The organism is Streptomyces sp. NPDC003247, from assembly GCF_042888135.1.
Taxonomy (GTDB): Bacteria; Actinomycetota; Actinomycetes; order Streptomycetales; family Streptomycetaceae; genus Streptomyces.
On record NZ_JBIAPF010000001.1, the window covers coordinates 716,166 to 733,479 of the forward strand.

The 17,314-nt window shown below is 74.3% G+C and carries 14 protein-coding genes; 3 read left to right on the forward strand and 11 right to left on the reverse strand.

Translation table 11 applies throughout. From position 1 onward, the window contains the following. Positions 1-11: 11 nt before the first annotated feature. The 4 genes from ACFYWQ_RS03040 to ACFYWQ_RS03055 all read right to left on the reverse strand — a co-directional run bounded on the left by ACFYWQ_RS03040 (position 12) and on the right by ACFYWQ_RS03055 (position 5,339). Positions 12-1,085, reverse strand: a complete 1,074-nt coding sequence (locus tag ACFYWQ_RS03040) for a PhoH family protein (protein WP_389512211.1) — start codon at positions 1,083-1,085, stop codon at positions 12-14. Between the two features lie 123 nt (positions 1,086-1,208). Beyond that, on the reverse strand, positions 1,209-2,345 hold the full coding sequence (locus ACFYWQ_RS03045) for a carbohydrate kinase family protein (protein ID WP_389512214.1): 1,137 nt from the start codon (positions 2,343-2,345) through the stop codon (positions 1,209-1,211). A gap of 213 nt (positions 2,346-2,558) precedes the next feature. Continuing rightward, positions 2,559-3,971, reverse strand: coding sequence for an MFS transporter (locus ACFYWQ_RS03050; protein ID WP_389512216.1), 1,413 nt, complete (start codon positions 3,969-3,971; stop codon positions 2,559-2,561). A 78-nt stretch (positions 3,972-4,049) separates the two neighbouring features. Beyond that, positions 4,050-5,339: a glucarate dehydratase family protein gene (locus ACFYWQ_RS03055; protein ID WP_389512218.1), complete on the reverse strand. Its 1,290-nt coding sequence runs from the start codon at positions 5,337-5,339 to the stop codon at positions 4,050-4,052. 163 nt (positions 5,340-5,502) lie between these two features. Between ACFYWQ_RS03055 and ACFYWQ_RS03060 the strand changes: the two genes are divergently transcribed. Continuing rightward, the gene (locus ACFYWQ_RS03060; RefSeq protein ID WP_389512221.1) at positions 5,503-6,294 is read left to right on the forward strand and encodes an IclR family transcriptional regulator; all 792 of its coding nucleotides are present in this window, start codon (positions 5,503-5,505) and stop codon (positions 6,292-6,294) included. A gap of 184 nt (positions 6,295-6,478) precedes the next feature. Beyond that, positions 6,479-7,825, forward strand: a complete 1,347-nt coding sequence (locus ACFYWQ_RS03065; RefSeq protein WP_389512223.1) for an MFS transporter — start codon at positions 6,479-6,481, stop codon at positions 7,823-7,825. Between the two features lie 79 nt (positions 7,826-7,904). On the opposite strand, the gene ACFYWQ_RS03070 is transcribed toward ACFYWQ_RS03065, so the two are convergent. The 4 genes from ACFYWQ_RS03070 to ACFYWQ_RS03085 form a co-directional block, all read right to left on the reverse strand. Continuing rightward, complete coding sequence (locus ACFYWQ_RS03070; RefSeq protein ID WP_389512225.1) at positions 7,905-10,520, reverse strand: immunoglobulin I-set domain protein; 2,616 nt, start codon at positions 10,518-10,520, stop codon at positions 7,905-7,907. 91 nt (positions 10,521-10,611) lie between these two features. Next, a complete protein-coding gene (locus ACFYWQ_RS03075) occupies positions 10,612-11,148 on the reverse strand; it encodes a hypothetical protein (RefSeq protein ID WP_389512227.1) in 537 nt (178 codons plus the stop codon). Positions 11,149-11,330: 182 nt separating this feature from the next. Then, positions 11,331-12,344: an HtaA domain-containing protein gene (locus ACFYWQ_RS03080; protein ID WP_389512229.1), complete on the reverse strand. Its 1,014-nt coding sequence runs from the start codon at positions 12,342-12,344 to the stop codon at positions 11,331-11,333. Positions 12,345-12,376: 32 nt separating this feature from the next. Then, positions 12,377-13,180: a hypothetical protein gene (locus tag ACFYWQ_RS03085; protein ID WP_389512231.1), complete on the reverse strand. Its 804-nt coding sequence runs from the start codon at positions 13,178-13,180 to the stop codon at positions 12,377-12,379. An 83-nt stretch (positions 13,181-13,263) separates the two neighbouring features. Here ACFYWQ_RS03085 and ACFYWQ_RS03090 point away from each other — a divergent pair, with 83 nt between their 5' ends. Next, positions 13,264-14,331, forward strand: a complete 1,068-nt coding sequence (locus ACFYWQ_RS03090; RefSeq protein ID WP_389512233.1) for a hemin ABC transporter substrate-binding protein — start codon at positions 13,264-13,266, stop codon at positions 14,329-14,331. A 63-nt stretch (positions 14,332-14,394) separates the two neighbouring features. On the opposite strand, the gene ACFYWQ_RS03095 is transcribed toward ACFYWQ_RS03090, so the two are convergent. Genes ACFYWQ_RS03095 through ACFYWQ_RS03105 form a run of 3 tightly spaced genes read right to left on the reverse strand, consistent with a single transcriptional unit; the run spans position 14,395 to position 16,670 of the window. Continuing rightward, a complete protein-coding gene (locus ACFYWQ_RS03095) occupies positions 14,395-15,384 on the reverse strand; it encodes an adenosine deaminase (RefSeq protein ID WP_389512235.1) in 990 nt (329 codons plus the stop codon). A 20-nt stretch (positions 15,385-15,404) separates the two neighbouring features. Further along, positions 15,405-16,310, reverse strand: coding sequence for a ribonuclease Z (locus tag ACFYWQ_RS03100; protein WP_389512237.1), 906 nt, complete (start codon positions 16,308-16,310; stop codon positions 15,405-15,407). Between the two features lie 6 nt (positions 16,311-16,316). Continuing rightward, a complete protein-coding gene (locus tag ACFYWQ_RS03105; protein WP_385065081.1) occupies positions 16,317-16,670 on the reverse strand; it encodes a histidine triad nucleotide-binding protein in 354 nt (117 codons plus the stop codon). Between the last annotated feature and the right edge of the window lie 644 nt (positions 16,671-17,314).

Below are 17,314 nucleotides of genomic sequence, written 5' to 3' on the forward strand. Positions count from 1 at the left end.
TCGTGCTCGGTCTACTTCCCCTTGTGCCCGGACTGCCTGCCCCGGCCGCCCTTGTGGGTGCCGTTCTCGGTGCCGTGCGTGCTGTCGTACATCTCGTACGCGTCGACGATACGGCCCACCAGCTTGTGCCGGACGACGTCCTGGGACGACAGGCGCGAGAAATGCACGTCCTCCAGGCCCTCCAGGATGTCCTGGACCTGGCGCAGACCGGACTTGGTGCCGTTGGGCAGGTCGACCTGGGTCACGTCACCCGTGATGACGATCTTGGAGTCGAAGCCGAGGCGGGTGAGGAACATCTTCATCTGCTCGGGGCTCGTGTTCTGAGCCTCGTCCAGGATGATGAAAGCATCATTAAGGGTTCTTCCCCGCATGTATGCGAGCGGCGCGACCTCGATGGTCCCCGCCGCCATCAGGCGCGGGATCGAGTCCGGGTCCAGCATGTCGTGCAGCGCGTCGTACAGCGGGCGCAGGTAGGGGTCGATCTTCTCGTAGAGGGTGCCGGGCAGGAAGCCCAGCCGCTCCCCCGCCTCGACCGCCGGACGGGTCAGGATGATGCGGTTGACCTGCTTGGACTGGAGGGCCTGGACCGCCTTGGCCATGGCCAGGTAGGTCTTGCCCGTGCCCGCGGGGCCGATGCCGAAGACGATCGTGTGCTTGTCGATCGCGTCGACGTACCGCTTCTGGTTCAGGGTCTTGGGGCGGATGGTGCGGCCACGCGAGGACAGGATGTTCTGCGTCAGTACCTCGGCCGGGGTCTCCTGGCCGTCGCTCGTCCCGTTCTCGCTCGCCCGCAGCATGGCGATCGAGCGTTCCACTGCGTCCTCCGTCATCGGCTGCCCGGTGCGGAGCACCAGCATCATCTCGTCGAACAGGCGCTGGATCATGGCGACTTCCCGCGGGTCGCCGACCGCGCTGACCTCATTGCCCCGGACGTGGATGTCGGCCGCCGGGAAAGCCGTCTCGATCACGCGCAGGAGGGAGTCGCCGGATCCCAGCACGGTCACCATGGGGTGCTGGGCGGGAACGGTGAACTGTGCTCTCGCCTTGCCCTGCGCGGGCGTGTGAGCTGTGGGTGTCTGAGTCATAGGCCGGCCCGAAGGCCTCTACGTCCTCCCGGATGCGTCTCGCCTGCCACGAGGGCGGCCTGGCGAGTTCAAGGGTACGCCAGGGGGCTGACAACGCCGTAGGGCTTTTCGTACGGACAGCTTCTATGCCGAGCGGCGGAAGCCGATCGTCGGGACCGCCCGGCGCAGCGGCCAGGGTGCCGTCTCCTCGTGCGGGAGCAGGGCCTCCAGGAACGCGTAGCGGCGCAGCGCGCCGGGGTCCTGGCCCTCGACCGACTGCACCTTGCGCCACCAGGCGGCGATCTCGGACCAGCCGGGGGCGGAGAGGGAGCCGCCGAACTCCTGGACGGAGAGGGCGGCGGTGAGTCCGGCGAAGGCGAGGCGGTCGGCGAGCGGCCATCCCGCGAGGGTGCCGGTGACGAAGCCGGCCACGAAGACGTCGCCCGCGCCGGTGGGGTCCAGGGCCTCCACGGCGATCGCCGGGACCTCGGCGGTCTCGCCCGTCCGGCGGTCCACCGCGTAGGCGCCGTCCGCGCCGAGCGTGACGACCGCGAGCGGTACGTGCTCGGTGAGGGCGTGGGCCGCGGCGCGCGGGCAGCTCGCGCCGGTGTAGCGCATGGCCTCCTCGGCGTTCGGCAGGAAGGCCTCGCAGTGCTCCAGGTCGGCGAGGCCCGCGAGGTCCCAGGCGCCGGTGTCGTCCCAGCCGACGTCGGCGAAGACCCGGGTGCCGCGGCTCGCGGCCTGGGCGATCCAGGGGGCGCGCTCGCCGGGGGTGAGGGAGGCGACGGCGGCCCGGGCGAACGGCGGGTGCGCGGGGGCGGGTTCCTCGGGGGGCGGCTCGTGGCCGTGCGAGACCATCGTGCGTTCCCCCTCGTAGGCCATGGAGACGGTGACCGGGGAGTGCCAGCCGGGGACGGTGCGCGAGGCCGTCAGGTCGATGCCCTCGCCCTGTTCGAGGGCGTCCCAGCAGTACTCGCCGTAGTGGTCGTCGCCGAACGCGGCCGCGAGGGAGGTGCGCAGGCCCAGGCGGGCCAGGGCGGTGGCCATGTTGGCGACGCCGCCGGGGCTCGACCCCATCCCGCGGGCCCAGGACTCGGTCCCGCGCACCGGGGCGGAGTCGAGCCCGGTGAAGACGATGTCGAGGAAGACGGTGCCGGTCAGGTAGACGTCCCGGGGCGGGTCGCCGGGGGCGCGCAGGGCGGCCAGCGGGTCGACCCGGGCGGCCCGGCGGGTCCGGTGGTGGTGGTGTCCCTCTCCGGTGGACGTGGTGGACGCGGTCACGGTGCGCTCCCTGGCGTGGTGGGGATCTGGCCAGTGTGCACCACGCCGGTGACGACACGCCGTGCGTCACACGGACGGGGAGCCGCGTGGGGGACGCTTCCGGGAGCGGGGCGGGGGGTGGGGGGGGTGGAGGCGGGCGCGGTGGCGGCGTCGCGGGGGCTACGGGCGCGGTGGCGGCGTCGGAGAGGAGCGGTGGCGGCGGGGCGTGCCGGGTCAGCCGGTCGCGGGGCTCGGGAGCGTGGGGCGAGCGGTGCCCGGGCCGGCGCCGGGCACCGGGTCCGTGGCCCGCACCGGGGTCCCCGGGGTCTTCGGGGCCTTCGGGGTCCTCGCCGAGCGGGTGCGGACGCGGTCGTTGCGGCCGCCGCCCCGCACCAGCAGGACGCTGAGCGCGGCGAGGAAGCCGACGACCGTGAGGCCGACCAGGCCGCCGCGGGTGGAGCCGGTCGCGTCCTCGATGACGCCGAAGGCGGTCGGGGCGACGAAGCCGCCCAGGTTGCCGATGGAGTTGATCAACGCGATGCCCGGTGCGGCGGCGCGGGCGTCCAGACAGCTCTGCGGGATGGTCCAGAAGATCGGGGACGCCGGTTTGAAGCCCACGGCGGCCAGGCAGAGGGCGCCGAGGCCGGCCCACGGCGACACGAACACGGCGAGGAGGGTGCCGCAGCCGCCGAGGACGAGGAGCGTGACGAGGACCGGGCGCCGCTTGCCGACGCGGTCGGAGACCCGGCCGCTGACGTGGACCGAGGCGATCGCGCACAGCCAGGGCACCGCCGTCAGCAGGCCCACCTGGAAGGAGCTGAGTCCGCCGATGTCGGCCACGATCGACGGCAGCCAGAAGGTGACGGCGTACAGGGCGACGTTGATGGCGAAGTAGATCCACAGGAAGAGCAGCATCTGGGGGTCGGCCAGCAGTCTCCAGCGGGAGACGCGGGACCGGGCGGTGCCGCGCGCCTCCTGCTCGGCGTCGATGACCTCGGCCAGGCCGCGCTTCTCCTCCGTCGTGAGCCAGTCGGCCGTGTCGACGCCGGAGTCGAGGAAGCGGTGGACGACGAAGCCGAGGACGACGGAGAAGACCCCCTCGACGAAGAACATCCACTGCCAGCCGGCGTGGCCCCAGACGCCGTGCATCTCCATCAGCGCGCCGGAGACCGGTCCGACGACGACGGTCGCCGTGCCCGAGCCCATCAGGAAGACCGAGGTGGCGCGGCCGCGGTGGGAGTCGGGGAGCCAGCGGGTGAGGTAGAGGATGACGGCGGGGAAGAAGCCGGCCTCGGCGACGCCGAGCAGGAAGCGCAGGGCGTAGAACATGCCCGCGCTGTCGACGAAGGCCATCGCGGTGGCGACGACACCCCAGCTGATCATGATCCGGGTGAGCCAGACCTTGGCGCCGAACCGCTCCATCAGCAGGGCGGAGGGGACTTCGAAGAGGGCGTACGCGAGGAAGAAGACGCCGGCGCCGAGGCCGAACGCGGCGGCCGACAGTCCGACATCGGCCCGCAGCTCGTCCTGGGCGAAGCCCAGGTTCACGCGGTCCATGTAGTTCGCGACGAACATCACGAAGAACAGCGGGACCACGCGGCGGAAGATCTTGCGGATCGCCGACCGTACGGCCGGTGGGTGTTCCATGGGGGCGGGTGGTGCCGGGGGGACTGCTGACACGAGCGGCTCCGATCGTGGGCAGGGCAGTGCAGCGGAGGGGGGAATTCACCAGCGGGGGACGGCGGGGGTGACCCAGGCGGGGTCGGCGACGCGCATCGCGGCCGTGTCGTCGCGCTCGCGCAGCGCGCCGTCGTCGTCGAGCCAGCGCTGGTGGAGGACCCGCAGCTTCTCGCGGTCCAGTTCGACGCCGAGACCGGGCGTGTCCGTGACGGCGACCTTGCCGCCGGTGAAGGTGAGGCGCTCGGTCAGGACGTCCTCCGACTGCCAGGGGTAGTGGGAGTCGCAGGCGTGGTGGAGGTTCGGCACGGTGGCGGCGACGTGGGTCATCGCGGCCAGGCTGATGCCCAGGTGGGTGTTGGAGTGCATGGAGACGCCGACGCCGAAGGTGCGGCAGACCGCGGCGAGCTGCTGCGTGTTGCGCAGTCCGCCCCAGTAGTGGTGGTCGGAGAGGACGACCTGCACGGCGTCCCTGGTGAACGCCTCCTGGATCTCGGCGAAGGTCGTCACGCACATGTTGGTGGCGAGCGGCACGCCGGTCTCCCGGGCGACCTCGGCCATGGCGGGGATGCCGAGCGCGGGGTCCTCCAGGTACTCCAGGACGTCGCCCAGCTCCCGCGCCACCTTCAGCGAGGTCTCCACGGACCAGGCGCCGTTGGGGTCGAGGCGCAGCGGGTGTCCGGGGAAGGCCTCGGCGAGGGCGCGGACGGCGGCGATCTCCTCGTCGGGCGGGAAGACGCCGCCCTTGAGCTTGAAGGAGGTGAAGCCGTAGCGCTCGGTGAACCTGCGGGCCTGCTCGACGACGCCGGCCGGGTCGAGTGCGGGGCCCCAGTCGTCCTGCTCGCCGGCCACGCCCTCGGGGTGGCCGGCCCACTTGTAGAAGAGGTACGCGCTGTACTCGACGGCGTCGCGCACCTTGCCGCCGAGCAGCGCGTGCACGGGCAGCCCGAGCGCCTTGCCGAGGGCGTCGAGGCAGGCGACCTCGAAGCCGGAGACGACGGAGAGCCGCAGCTTGTCGGCCGTCTGGACGCCGCGCAGGCCGCCCACGTCCACCTGGCCGAGGACCCGGGACCGGTCGACGGCCAGCTCGTCCGCGACGGTGAACAGACCGTTGAGGTCGCTGACCTGGCGCCCCTTCAGCCGCTCGGCGAACGGCCGGGCCAGCTCCAGGTACTTGGTGTCGCCGTACGTCTCGCCGACGCCGGTGACGCCGTCGGCCGTCTCCACCTCCACGATCAGCCGGGGGGTGTACGGCTGGTGCACGCCCTGGGTGTTGAGCAGCGGCGGGTCGGCGACGAGGATCGGCGTGAGGCGGACGTCGGTGACGGTGAGGTTCACGGGGCGGCTCCTCCGAGGGCGGGTCCGGCGGTGAGCGGGTTCTTCCGGTGCGGCCAGCGGGGTCCGTCTCCCCACGTAGACGCCATCCACATACGAAGATGGAGGGTAGGTAGGCGCACCGCGCCCGGTCAATGGGTCCCAGGCGGCGGCTTACGATCGGCGCATGGCGGAGACGGCAGGCGGGGGCGGCGTCCGTGAGGTGAAGTCGGCCGCGCGCACGGTCGAGCTGCTGGAACTGCTCGCGGCGCGGGGCGACCGCCCGGCGCGGTTGCAGGAACTGGCCGACGAACTGGGCGTGCCACGCAGCTCGATGTACGCGCTGCTGCAAACGCTGATCGGCCGGGGCTGGGTGCGGACGGACGCCACCGGCTCGCTCTACGGCATCGGCATCCACGCCCTGCTGACCGGCACGAGCTACCTCGACTCCGACCCGCGGGTCCGGCTGGTGCGACCGTACCTCGACGAGGCGTCGGACGAGTTGGGCGAGACGATCCACCTGGGGCGGCTGGACGGGCGGGACGTGGCATACCTGGCGACGCGCGAGTCGCACGCGTACCTGCGCACCATCAGCCGCGTCGGCCGGCGGCTGCCCGCCCACGTGGGCGCCCTCGGCAAGGCGCTGCTGGCCGAACGCCCCGACGGGGAGCTGCCCGAGGGCCCGTACGAGGCGCTCACCCCGCGCTCGCACACCCACCGCGCCTCGCTGGCGGCGGACCTCGCGGAGATCCGCGCGCGCGGCTACGCGGTCGACCGCGAGGAGGGCGTCACCGGCATCGTCGGCTTCGGGTTCGCGCTGCGCTACGAGGTGCCCGCGCAGGACGCGGTCAGCTGCTCGGTACCGGTGGCCCGGCTGACGCCGGAGCACGAGGAACGGATCGTCGTGGTGATGCGGGAGATCAGGGCGAAGATCGAGGCCAGGGCGCCGGGGGCGGGCGGGGCCGTCAACTGGCGTTAGCCGCGGCACGTTTACCCGCCCTTCCGCACCGCAAACCATGAAGTGATCCAGATCACGGGACCCGCGCTTCTGCTCGCACTACGTGCTTGATACAAATTGCCCGCGCGTTCCTGTCCGTCGACGGTCGGCGCCCTCCCCCTTCCTCCGGTCTCGAGCCGCTCCTTTCGCACGCCCTGGAACGCCCGTGTTCTCCCCCCGCACCACTCCCTGGCCCCTCGTCGCCCTCTTCACGGCCGGGTACCTCGCTCCCTATCTGCTGCCCACGGTGGTGGGCCGGCTGGATGTCGGACTGCCGCTGTCCGCCACACAGGCCGGTGCCGTCGGCAGCGCGCTGCTGCTGAGTTCGGCCTCCGCCGGTTTCGCCCTGGCCTCCCGCGTCGAACGGATCGGGGCGCGGACCCTGGCCCGGGCCGGACTGGCGCTCGCCGTCGTCGGGTACGGCGGGGCCGCGCTCGCCGGGAGCGTCCCGGCCGTCGTCGCGGGCGCCGTCCTCGGCGGCTTCGGCTCCGGTACGGCCACCACGGTCGCCGCCACCCGCATCGCCGCCCAGCCCGACCCGCACCGCGCCTCCTCGCTCGGCCTGCTGTCCGTCTCCGCGCTCGCGGGCGTCGTCTATCTGACGGTCCCGCACCTGGGCGGGGGCCACGGGCAGCCGCTGGCCGCGATCGCGCTCACCGCGCTCGCGGTGTGGCCGCTGACCGGCCGGCTCCCGCGGGCCACGGCCGACGTCCCGGCCCGGTCCGGCACCGGCGGCGCGCGCCGCCCGCCCCACCTGCGCTCCGGTCTGGTCCTGGTCGCGGCGATGCCCTGCTGGTCCCTCGTGCAGAACGCCCTGTGGGGCGTCAGCGGGCGGATCGGCCTGACGCAGGCCCACCTCGGCGAGGCCACCGTGGGCGCCGTGTTCGCCGTGGCGCTCGGCGCCGGACTGCTGGGCGTCCTCGGCGCGGGCGCGCTGGGGCCCCGGCTGGGGCGGGCCGTGCCCATCGGCGGCGGGACCGTGCTGATCGCCGGGTGCGTCGCGGTGAGCGCGTCGGCGACGGGACTGGCGAGCTTCGCCGCCGGCGAGATCGCCTGGAACGCGCTGTACCCCGTCGTCCTGTCGTACCTCATCGGCCTGGCCGCCTCGCTCGACCCGCGGGGGCGCTGGGCGGTGCTGGTCGGCTCGGCCTCCTCGCTGGGGACGGCGGCGGGCCCGCTCACCGGCAGCCTGCTGTCGGCCCGGGCCGGGTTCCCGGTGATGGGGCTCGTGCTGGGTGCGGGGCTGCTGGTCGTGGCCGTGCCGCTGACCGCGGTGGCCCTGCACACCGCGGGCCGCCCCCTGCTGCCGGGCACGGTCCGCCGCCGGGGCGGCACCCCGGCCGCCGTGGTCGCCGCGTCCACCGGCACCCCCCACGGTTCGGTCCCCCAGATCGGCGCCCCCGAGCAGCAGGTCGTCGACATCCCGGTCCCCGCCCCCGCCCGGCCCGCCCGCGACGCCTACGACACGGCCGGTCCACGCCGGGCCGGGGTCGGCGCGGGGCCCGGGGCCTGAACGGCGTTCCCCCGGTACCGGACACGTGGCCGGCCCCGGACGGCGGTGCCGTGCCGGGGCCGGGCGGTGGCGGCCGGGGTCAGTGGCCGCGGCGGGGTGCCCGGGCACGGCGGTGGAGGTACCAGCCCGCCGCCGTGAGCAGGGCCGCCGCGGCGGCCGCCGTACCGATCGTGGCGCCGGTCGAGGCGAGGCTGCCGCCGGTGGCGGCCGTGGCGGACGTGCCGCCCGTCGTGCCGGTGCCACCGGAGGCGGCCGTGCCGCCGGCCGCCGACCCCGTGCCGCCGGACGTGCCCTCGGACGTCCCGCCGGAGGTGCCGCCCGACGAGCCCGCGGACGTGCCGCCGGTGCTCGTGCCGTCGTCCGTGTCGACCGGGTCCTGGCCGACGAAGGCGACCGGGACCTTCACGTCCTGGGAGCGGTCGCCGGAGAGCGTGTGGTCGGCACGGGTGGCCAGGACGCACGTCGCCTCGAAGCAGTCCGTGTACGCGTCCTCGGCGTCGACGGTCAGCTCGACCGAGAAGGTGCCGCCGGTGCCGTACGGGGTCGCCAGGCCCTCGCCGTAGTCCGGCGGGGCGGAGGAGATCCACGCCGAGCTGTGCGAGCCGCCGGTCATGTCGACGCCGCCGATGCAGGGCGTGGGCAGTTCGCCGTCGCCGTTGTCGACGCAGAGGGCGACGTAGATGCCCTTCTCGATGTCGTAGCCGGAGCCGGTGACCTTGAGGACCTGGTCCTCGGTGGCGAGGTTGTTGACCGGGGTCACGGTGAGCTTCTGGCCACCCGTGCCGGTGACGGTCCTGGTGCCGGACGGCTCGGTGTCCTCGCCGTCGCCGCCGCCGGTCTCGCCGGTGCCGCCGGTGTCCGTGACGGTCAGGGTGATCGGCGTGGTGCGGGTGGTGCCCGCGGTGTTCCCGAACTCGGCGCGGTAGGCGTAGCCGTCGTGCGCCGCCTTCGCGGTGAAGGAGTACGCGTTCTGCGTCGCGCCCTCGATCGTGGCCCAGGTCTGGCCGCCGTCCGGGCTGACCTGCCAGCTCACGGTCGGCGCGGGGGTGCCCTCGGCGGCCGCGACGAACGTGACCTCGTCGCCGGGGGCGGCGGTCCGGTCGGTGGGGGCCTGGGTGACCTCGGGGGACATCCGCAGGTCGTACCGGAGGACCTTGCTCTCGGCCGCCCTGGTGAGGTAGACGGACGTGGCGCCGGGGGTGACGGCGACGCCGGCGTAGGTGCCCACCCTGACGCTGCCCGGCAGCGGGACCGCGTCGGCGGCCGGCCGGAAGGTCGCGCTGTCGAGGATCGCGAGCGATCCGGTGTCGTCGGTGGTGCCGTCGGAGACGTCCTCGCGCAGCACGAAGGCCCGTCCGGTGGCCCGGTCGAAGGCCGCCGCCATGGCACGGTCCTCGCCCGTGAGGGTGGCGATCGGCTCGGCGTTCCGGTCGAAGACGAGCACGGAGGTCCCGTTGCCCACCCAGACGTTGCCGGTCGCCGGGTCCGGCTCGACGAAGGTGAGGACGTCGGCGGGGAGCTCGGCCGTGGCGGTGACGTCGAAGGTCGTGGTGTCGACGCGGCGCAGCACCGGCTGGCCCCCGTCGGTGCCGACGGACCAGGCGGCGCCGTGGGCGGCGTCCACGCCGAGCTCGCTCCCGCCCTCCAGGGTGACCGTGTCCTCGACGGTGCCGGTGGCGAGGTCGACGCGGCGCAGCTCGGGGCCCGCCGCGATCAGGACGGTGGAGGTGTCGGCGTCCTGGCCGACGCCGGTGTACGAGGCGCCGTCGGCCCAGATGCCCCGCGCCGTCGTGTCGCCGGACCTGGCGGTGCCGATGCCGCGCAGCGGGTAGTGGAAGACCACGCCGTCGCCGGGGAGGGGGGCGACGATCCGGCGGACCACGCGGGCGGCCATCGCGCCGTTCGCCCCGGGGGCCTGGGCGATGTGGCCGAGGGCCGTGCCGTTCGCGGCGTCCAGGACGTACAGGCCCTGCTCGGCCACGTCGGAGGTGTCGGGGATGTTGTCCGCGCCGACGTACAGCTTCCCCGAGTCGGGGTGCAGCAGGAGGTCCAGCGGGCGGCCGGCGTTGGTGGTGGCGAACTCCTTCTCGTCCGCCTGCACATAGCTGACGGTGCCCGGCGGGACGTCCACGCCGTCACCGCCGCCACCGCCGTCGCCGGGTTCCTGGCCCTGGAAGGCGAGGGGGATCCGGACGTCCTGGGAGCGGTCGCCGGCGGCGTTGTGGTCGACGCGGGTGACGACCGAGCAGGCGACCTGGAGGCAGTCGAGGCCGCCGTCCCGCGCCTTGACGCCGAGTTCGACGTCGAAGGTGCCGCCCGCGCCCCAGCGGACGGCGACCGTGCCCGCGCCCTCGTCGGAGGCGTCCGCGGGGATGATCCACGCCGAGGTGCCGCTGGTCCCGCTCTGGTCGGCGCCGCCGAGGCACGGGGTGGGGATGCGGCCGTCGCCGTTGTCCTTGCAGACGGCGACGTAGATGCCCTTGGAGTCGTCGTAGCCGGAGCCGGTGACGCGGAGCTTCTCGCCGTCCGGGTCGAGGTTCGCGGAGGCGGACACGGTGAGCTTCTGGCCGTGGGCGCCGAGGGCGGTCCTCGGGGTGTCGGAGGCCCGGGCGGCCGTGCCGGTGGTGACGGCGGTCGCCGCGGCGGCCACGAGCGCGGCGGCGCCGAGGAGCGCCACCGGGCGTCTGAGCTGCATGGGAGTGTTCCTCACTGGTCGAGTGCCGCCGGACGCCGTCGGGCCGGGCCCCGGTGCGCAGGGCCCGGCCCGACGGCCGGTCAACCGGCGGTCACTGGAAGGTGATCGGGACGTGGACGTCGTACTTGCGGTCGCCGCTGTCGAAGTGGTCCGCGCGGGTGACGACGGCGCACTCGACGTCCTGGCCGCAGACGCTGCCGTCGTCGAGGGTGGCCTTGACGTAGATGTCCACGTCGAAGGTGCCGCCGGCGCCGAACGTGGAGCTGTTGGCGAAGAGCCCGCCGAAGAGGTTGTTGACCCAGTGCGAGGCGCCGGTCGAGCCGTCCTCGTCCTGGCCGCCGAGGCACGGGGTCGGCTTGTTCGCGCCGGGCGCCCCGTCGACCACGCACAGGCCGACGTAGATGCCCTGGCCCGTGTTGAAGCCGGAGCCGGTGACGTTGATGACCTGGCCGGCCGCGGAGGCCGTGCCCGGGGCGGTCACCGACAGGGTGTAGGTGGTGCCGCCGTCGACGATCGTGCGGGTCGCGGTGGCGGCGGAGGCGGAGGTCGCCAGGCCCAGGGTGAGCGCGGCGGAGGCGGCCGCGGCGAGGCCGGCACGGGCGGCGGTGCGGGCGGTGGGGACTCTCATGGCGGGAACCTTTTCCGTCGAGGAGCCGAACTTAGGTAAGGCATACCTAAGTACGAGCTGTGGGCGCTTGTCAACGGATCGCAAAAACCCGCCCCCACCTGCGGAAACCCGCCTTCCGGGCATGCCGGGGAGCGGACCGGCGGCCCGCTCCTGTGTGCCTGTGCAGACGGCTTCCACGGCCGTCAGTGCGGCGCTTCGACCTCGAACCGGGCGCTCACGACGGCCCGCTCACCGCTCACGGCCGTCAGCTCCACCGTGTGCTCGCCCTCGACGGCACCGGCGTACACGGGGAAGGTCCGGCCGACATCGCCCCCGGCGTCGGCGACCGCCTGGTAGCGCGTGTCGCCGTCGATCGCGACGAGGACCACCGCGCCGGGCGTGAACCCGGTGCCCGTGACGGTCTGCTCCCCGCCCGCGGCCAGGGTGGCGCGGGCCACGGCGGCGGCGGGCGCCACGGGTTTCCCCTGCCCGGCGGGCTGCGACGCCCCGGAGCCCGCCGCCGTCTGCGGAGATCCGCCGGCCGCCGTACCGGAGGCGGGCCCGGGGGCGTCACTCGCCACCGTGCCGGAGGGGGCACCGGACGCGGTGCCGACCGTCACGTCGAACGCGCCGAGTCCGTCCCCCACGGCGAACGGGCTCCCGCTCCAGGCGGACAGCAGCGCGGCCCCCTCCTCGGTGAGCACGGCCCGCAGACCGGTCCAGGTCACCCCGGCCGCCCGTACGGCGGGCCCGGCGCCGGAGGCGGCCACCTCGGCCAGTTCCAGCTCCCGCGCCCGCCCGTCGACGACCGTACGGGCGTGCAGCGCGCCCTCGCCGCCGGCCAGTTCCAGACGCAGTCCGGCGAGGACGAGCGGGCGGTCCGCGGGTCCGCCGAGACGCGCCGCGCCGCCCAGTCCGACGTCGGCGGAGCCGCCTTCGGCGGCGACGGTGCCGTCCACGGCCGGGAACCGGGCCTGCCCTGCCGCCCGGGAGGCGGGCGCGGTGACCGCCAGCGAGACGCCCCGCCCGGCCAGGTCCCCTGCGGACACGGACCAGTTCACGTATCCGCCGGACACCTCGCGGGACTCGCCGGCGGCCCCGTCTTGTGCCACCGTCGTCGCCACCGCCACCGCCGTCGCCGCCGCCGTCCACGGACAGCCCAGCGCGAACAGGGCGCCGGCCGCCAGGGCGGCGACGGCGCCGGGTCTCTTCAGCATCTTCGGTTCTCCCTCCGGGAGATGGGGTCGTGTCAGTTCGTGGAGGAGCCGGCGGAGCGCCGCCGCCCGCGGGCCCAGATCCGGCTCCCGGCGCCGGCCGCGACCAGCGCGGCCGCGGTGAGCCCGAGGGGCAGCGCGAGGCCGGAGCCGGTGCCGGCCATGGAGCCGTCGGAGGCCTTGGTGGTGCCGCCGTCACCGGACCCGCCGGTCGTGCCCGCCGTGGGCGTCGCGCTCGCGCCCGGCGTCGCCGTCGCGGAGGAGCCGGAGCCCGAGCCGGAGCCGCTCCGCGTGCCGCCCGCGGCGGCGAACGTCACGGGGATGCGGACCGTCTGGCTCTGGTCCCCGCCCCGGGTGTGGTCGTTGCGCGTGATGACGGCGCAGGTGACCCCGGTGGCGGTGCAGTCGGTGTTGGCGTCCTCGCCGCGCACCTTGATCCGCACGCTGAAGGTGCCCTGGTGCGCGCTGCCGCCGTAGGGCTTCGCCAGGCCCTCGCCGTAGGAGGGCGGGTCGGAGGAGATCCAGACGGAGGCGCCGGACTCGCCGGACATGTCGACGCCGCCGACGCAGGGCGTGGGCGTCTTCCCGGCCCCGTTGTCCACACAGAAGGCCACGTAGATGCCCTTCTCGGTGTCGTAGCCGGAGCCGGTCACGGTGACCGTCTCGCCCGCCGGGTCGAGTCCGGACGACCGGGACACGGTGAGTTTCTGCCCCTCGGGGCCCGTCGCCGACGCGCCCGCCGCCCCGGCCGGTGCGGCCGTGAGCAGCAGGACGGACGCCGAGGCGACCGCGAGGAAACAGCCAACTCCGTGGCCGCGCAGGCCACTTGCCGATGTCATGGCACACCCCCACCACCAGAAACTAAGGGAAGGCTAACCTAAACTATTCGCTGACTGTGTGCCAGATGAGGGGAAGGAAGATCATGCGCGCATCCCGGAGAGAGCGGTCCGGCGGACGCCCCGCACGGGGCCGTCTCGCCGCCCTCGGAGTGGCCCTCGCCCTGCTGACCGGGGCGTGCGCGGGCGGCACCACGGGGACCGGCGGCGCCTCCCAGGCGTCCCCGGCGTCCGCGAGCGCGCGGGCCGCCGCGGCCGCGGCGCAGCTCGCGAAGAACACGGTCGTACCGCTCGAAGGCGCGCCCCCGGCACCGGAGCTGCCGGTCACCGTCGACTCCTCCGACGGCCGCCGGGTCACCGTCTCCGACGCCTCGCGCATCCTCCCGCTCAACGGGGGCGTCGCGGAGACCGTGTTCACGCTCGGGCTCGGCGACCGGGTCGTCGGCCGGGACATCACGGCGACCTTCGAGGAGGCGAAGAAGCTCCCCCAGGTCACCAAGGCGCACGACGTGAGCGCGGAGAGCGTGCTGTCGCTGCGGCCCACGGTCGTGCTCGCCGACACCGACACCGGGCCGAAGGAGGCCGTGCAGCAGATCCGGGACGCCGGGATCCCGGTCGTCGTCCTCGACCCGGCGACGAAGCTGTCCGACGTCACCACCCGCACCACCCGGATCGCCGAGGCCCTCGGGGTGCCGGAGGCGGGCCGGGCGCTCAACCGGCGGATGAGCGACGACCTGGCGGCGGCCCGCGCGGCCGTGCCGAAGGGCAGCCGGCCCAAGGTCGCGTTCCTGTACATGCGCGGCAGCGCGGCCGTCTACCTCATCGGCGGCAAGGGCTCCGGCGCCGACTCCCTGCTCGCGGCGGCCGGCGCGGTGGACGCGGGCACGGCGGCGGGCCTGGACAAGCCGTTCACCCCGATCACCACCGAGGCGCTGGCCCAGGCGCAGCCCGACGTCATCCTGATGATGACCAAGGGCCTGGAGTCGGTCGGCGGCATCGACGGCCTCCTCCGGATCCCGGGCATCGCCCAGACCCCGGCCGGCCTGAACCGCCGGGTCGTCGACCTGGAGGACGGCGTGCTTCTCGGCTACGGCCCGCGCACGCCACTCGTCATCGACCTCCTGGTGGACCGGATCCATCAGGGGGTCGGTTAGCAGAGGGGGTCGGCCGGCAGAGGCTGTCGGCTTGAAAAGGCGGTCGGCCGGCAGAAGGGCCGGCTAGAAGACGTAGGCGTCCACCTCGGCCAGGTAGCGAGCCCGCCGCTCCTCGTCGTCCTCAAGGAAGGAGGCGGTGAAGGAGTTGCGGGCGAGTTCGCGCAACCGGTCCTCGCCCAGGCCCAGGGTGCGCCGTACGGCGTCGAAGTTGTCGCCGGCGTAGCCGCCGAAGTAGGCCGGGTCGTCGGAGTTCACCGTGCACAGCAGCCCGGCGTCGAGCATCGCCGGCAGCGGGTGGTCGGCGAGGGTGTCGACGGTGCGCAGCCGGACGTTGGACAGCGGGCACAGCGTCAGCGGGATCCGCTCCCGCACCAGCCGCTCCACCAGCGCCGGGTCCTCCATGCACCGCAGCCCGTGGTCGACGCGCTCCACGCCGAGCACGTCGAGGGCCTCGGTGATGTACTCCGGCGGCCCCTCCTCCCCCGCGTGCGCCACCCGTCGCAGGCCCAGCGCCGCGGCGGCCTCGTACACCTCGCGGAACTTCACCGGCGGGTGCCCGACCTCGGCGGAGTCCAGGCCGACGCCGGTGATTCGGTCCAGGTACGGCCGGGCCGCCTCCAGCGTCTCCAGCGCCGACTCGGCGGACTCGTCGCGCAGGAAGCACAGGATCAGCCGGGTGGAGACGCCGTGCCGCTCCTCGCTGCTGCCGAGCGCCCGCCACAGCCCCTCGACGACGGTGCCCATCCCCACGCCCCGGGAGAGGTGGGCCTGCGGGTCGAAGAAGATCTCGGCGTGCCGCACGCCCTGCGCGGCGGCCCGGGCGAGGTAGGCGTCGGCCAGGTCCTCGAAGTCCCGCTCGGTGCGCAGTACCGCCATCAGCTCGTAGTACAGGTTCAGGAAGGACTGGAGGTCCTCGAACCGGTACGCCTCGCGGAGCGCGTCCGTGTCGGCGTACGGCAGGGCGACGCCGTTGCGGGCCGCGAGCGCGAACGCCAGCTCCGGCTCCAGGGTGCCTTCGATGTGCAGGTGCAGTTCAGCTTTGGGGAGGGGCATCAAAGCATGGTACGGGGGTTTTACCGCCGTTTCGGAACCGGCACCCGGAGGAGGTCGTGCGCCACCGTCAGCTGGCCCTCGAAACCGGCCGCCCGCGCCTGCCGCTCGAACTCCTCGGGATCGGAGTAGCGCTGGCTGAAGTGGGTGAGCACCAGATGCCGTACGCCGGCGTCCCGCGCGACCCCCGCCGCCTGGCCGGCCGTCAGGTGGCCGTGCTCGATGGCGAGTTCCCTGTCGTCGTCCAGGAAGGTCGACTCGATGACGAGCATGTCGCAGCCGTCGGCGAGCGCGTGCACCCCGTCACACATCCGTGTGTCCATGACGAACGCGAAGCGCTGTCCGCGCCGCACCTCGCTGACGTCCTCCAGCGACACCCCGCCGATCGCGCCCTCCCGCTGGATCCGGCCGACGTCCGGGCCCTTGACGCCGTGCGCGGCGAGCAGGTCGGGCAGCATACGGCGGCCGTCGGGCTCGACGAGGCGGTAGCCGTACGACTCGACGGGGTGCGAGAGCCTGCGGGCCTCGAGGGTGTAGGTGTTCGTGACGGCGAGGGGTCCGTCCGTGTCGACGGGCGCCTCGGTGACGCCGACCGTCTCACGGTAGGCGGTCGCGTACCGCAGCCGGTCGAAGAAGCGCTGGCCGGAGCGCGGGTAGTGCGCGGTGACCGGGTGCGGCACCTTGTCCAGGTTGACGCGCTGGATGACACCGGCCAGGCCGAGGCAGTGGTCGCCGTGGAAGTGCGTGACGCAGATCCGGTTCAGGTCGTGGGCGGCCACCCCGGCGCGCAGCATCTGGCGCTGGGTGCCCTCGCCGGGATCGAAGAGGAGGCCCTCGCCGTCCCAGCGCAGCAGGTAGCCGTTGTGGTTGCGGTGCCGGGTCGGGACCTGGCTGGCGGTGCCCAGGACCACCAGTTCACGGACGGACACTGCGGCCTATCCGGGGGGCCAGTGCAGGCCCCGGCCGCCGAGGACGTGCGCGTGGGCGTGCCAGACGGTCTGCCCGGCGCCGCTGCCGGTGTTGAAGACGACGCGGTAGCTCTCCAGGTTCTCCTGGTCGGCGACCGCCTGCGTCTCGCGCAGGACGTCCGCGGCGAGCTGCGGCGCCTCGGCGGCGAGGGCGGCGGCGTCCTTGTGGTGCGCCTTGGGGATCACCAGGACGTGCGTGGGCGCCTGCGGGTTGATGTCCCGGAAGGCGAGGGTCGTCTCGGTCTCGCGCACGATCGTCGCCGGGACGTGCTTCTCGACGATCTTGCAGAACAGGCAGTCGTCCTGCGGCTCACCTGACATGCGGCCTCCTCCGGGTGGTGATCGCGTACGGGGGCATGCTATCGCCGTCGCCCGGCGGGGAGGGGGCGTGCGGTCGGCCCGGGGGCCGGTTGACGCGTGCGTCCTGGGCCCCCGGGCGGGCGGGTGTGGTGCACTGCCGGCCGTGCGGGGCCGGGCGCGCAGTTCCCCGCGCCCCTTCACGGCGTGCACGCGCACTGGGGCAGCGGTCGACGCATGCCCCTGGCGCCCCGGGCGGACGGCCGTCGTGCACTGCGGGCCGTACGGGGCCGGGCGCGCAGTTCCCCGCGCCCCTTCACGGCGTGCACGCGCACTGGGGCAGCGGTCGACGCATGCCTCTGTCGCCCCCGGGCGGGCGGCCGTCGTGCGCTGCGGGCCGTACGGGGCCGGGCGCGCAGTTCCCCGCGCCCCTTCACGGCGTGCACGCGCCCAGGGGCAGCGGTCGACGCATGCCCCTGGCGCCCCGGGCGGGCGGCCGTCGTGCGCTGCGGGCCGTACGGGGCCGGGCGCGCAGTTCCCCGCGCCCCTTCACGGCGTGCACGCGCACTGGGGCAGCGGTCGACGCATGCCCCTGGCGCCCCGGGCGGGCGGCCGTCGTGCGCTGCGGGCCGTACGGGGCCGGGCGCGCAGTTCCCCGCGCCCCTTCG

Coding starts and splice junctions, on each gene's coding strand:
- ACFYWQ_RS03070 (WP_389512225.1), bottom strand. CDS start 10,520: ATGCAGCTCAGACGCCCGGTGGCGCTCCTCGGCGCCGCCGCGCTCGTG.
- ACFYWQ_RS03060 (WP_389512221.1), top strand. CDS start 5,503: ATGGCGGAGACGGCAGGCGGGGGCGGCGTCCGTGAGGTGAAGTCGGCC.
- ACFYWQ_RS03090 (WP_389512233.1), top strand. CDS start 13,264: ATGCGCGCATCCCGGAGAGAGCGGTCCGGCGGACGCCCCGCACGGGGC.
- ACFYWQ_RS03050 (WP_389512216.1), bottom strand. CDS start 3,971: ATGGAACACCCACCGGCCGTACGGTCGGCGATCCGCAAGATCTTCCGC.
- ACFYWQ_RS03085 (WP_389512231.1), bottom strand. CDS start 13,180: ATGACATCGGCAAGTGGCCTGCGCGGCCACGGAGTTGGCTGTTTCCTC.
- ACFYWQ_RS03040 (WP_389512211.1), bottom strand. CDS start 1,085: ATGACTCAGACACCCACAGCTCACACGCCCGCGCAGGGCAAGGCGAGA.
- ACFYWQ_RS03105 (WP_385065081.1), bottom strand. CDS start 16,670: ATGTCAGGTGAGCCGCAGGACGACTGCCTGTTCTGCAAGATCGTCGAG.
- ACFYWQ_RS03075 (WP_389512227.1), bottom strand. CDS start 11,148: ATGAGAGTCCCCACCGCCCGCACCGCCGCCCGTGCCGGCCTCGCCGCG.
- ACFYWQ_RS03095 (WP_389512235.1), bottom strand. CDS start 15,384: ATGCCCCTCCCCAAAGCTGAACTGCACCTGCACATCGAAGGCACCCTG.
- ACFYWQ_RS03080 (WP_389512229.1), bottom strand. CDS start 12,344: ATGCTGAAGAGACCCGGCGCCGTCGCCGCCCTGGCGGCCGGCGCCCTG.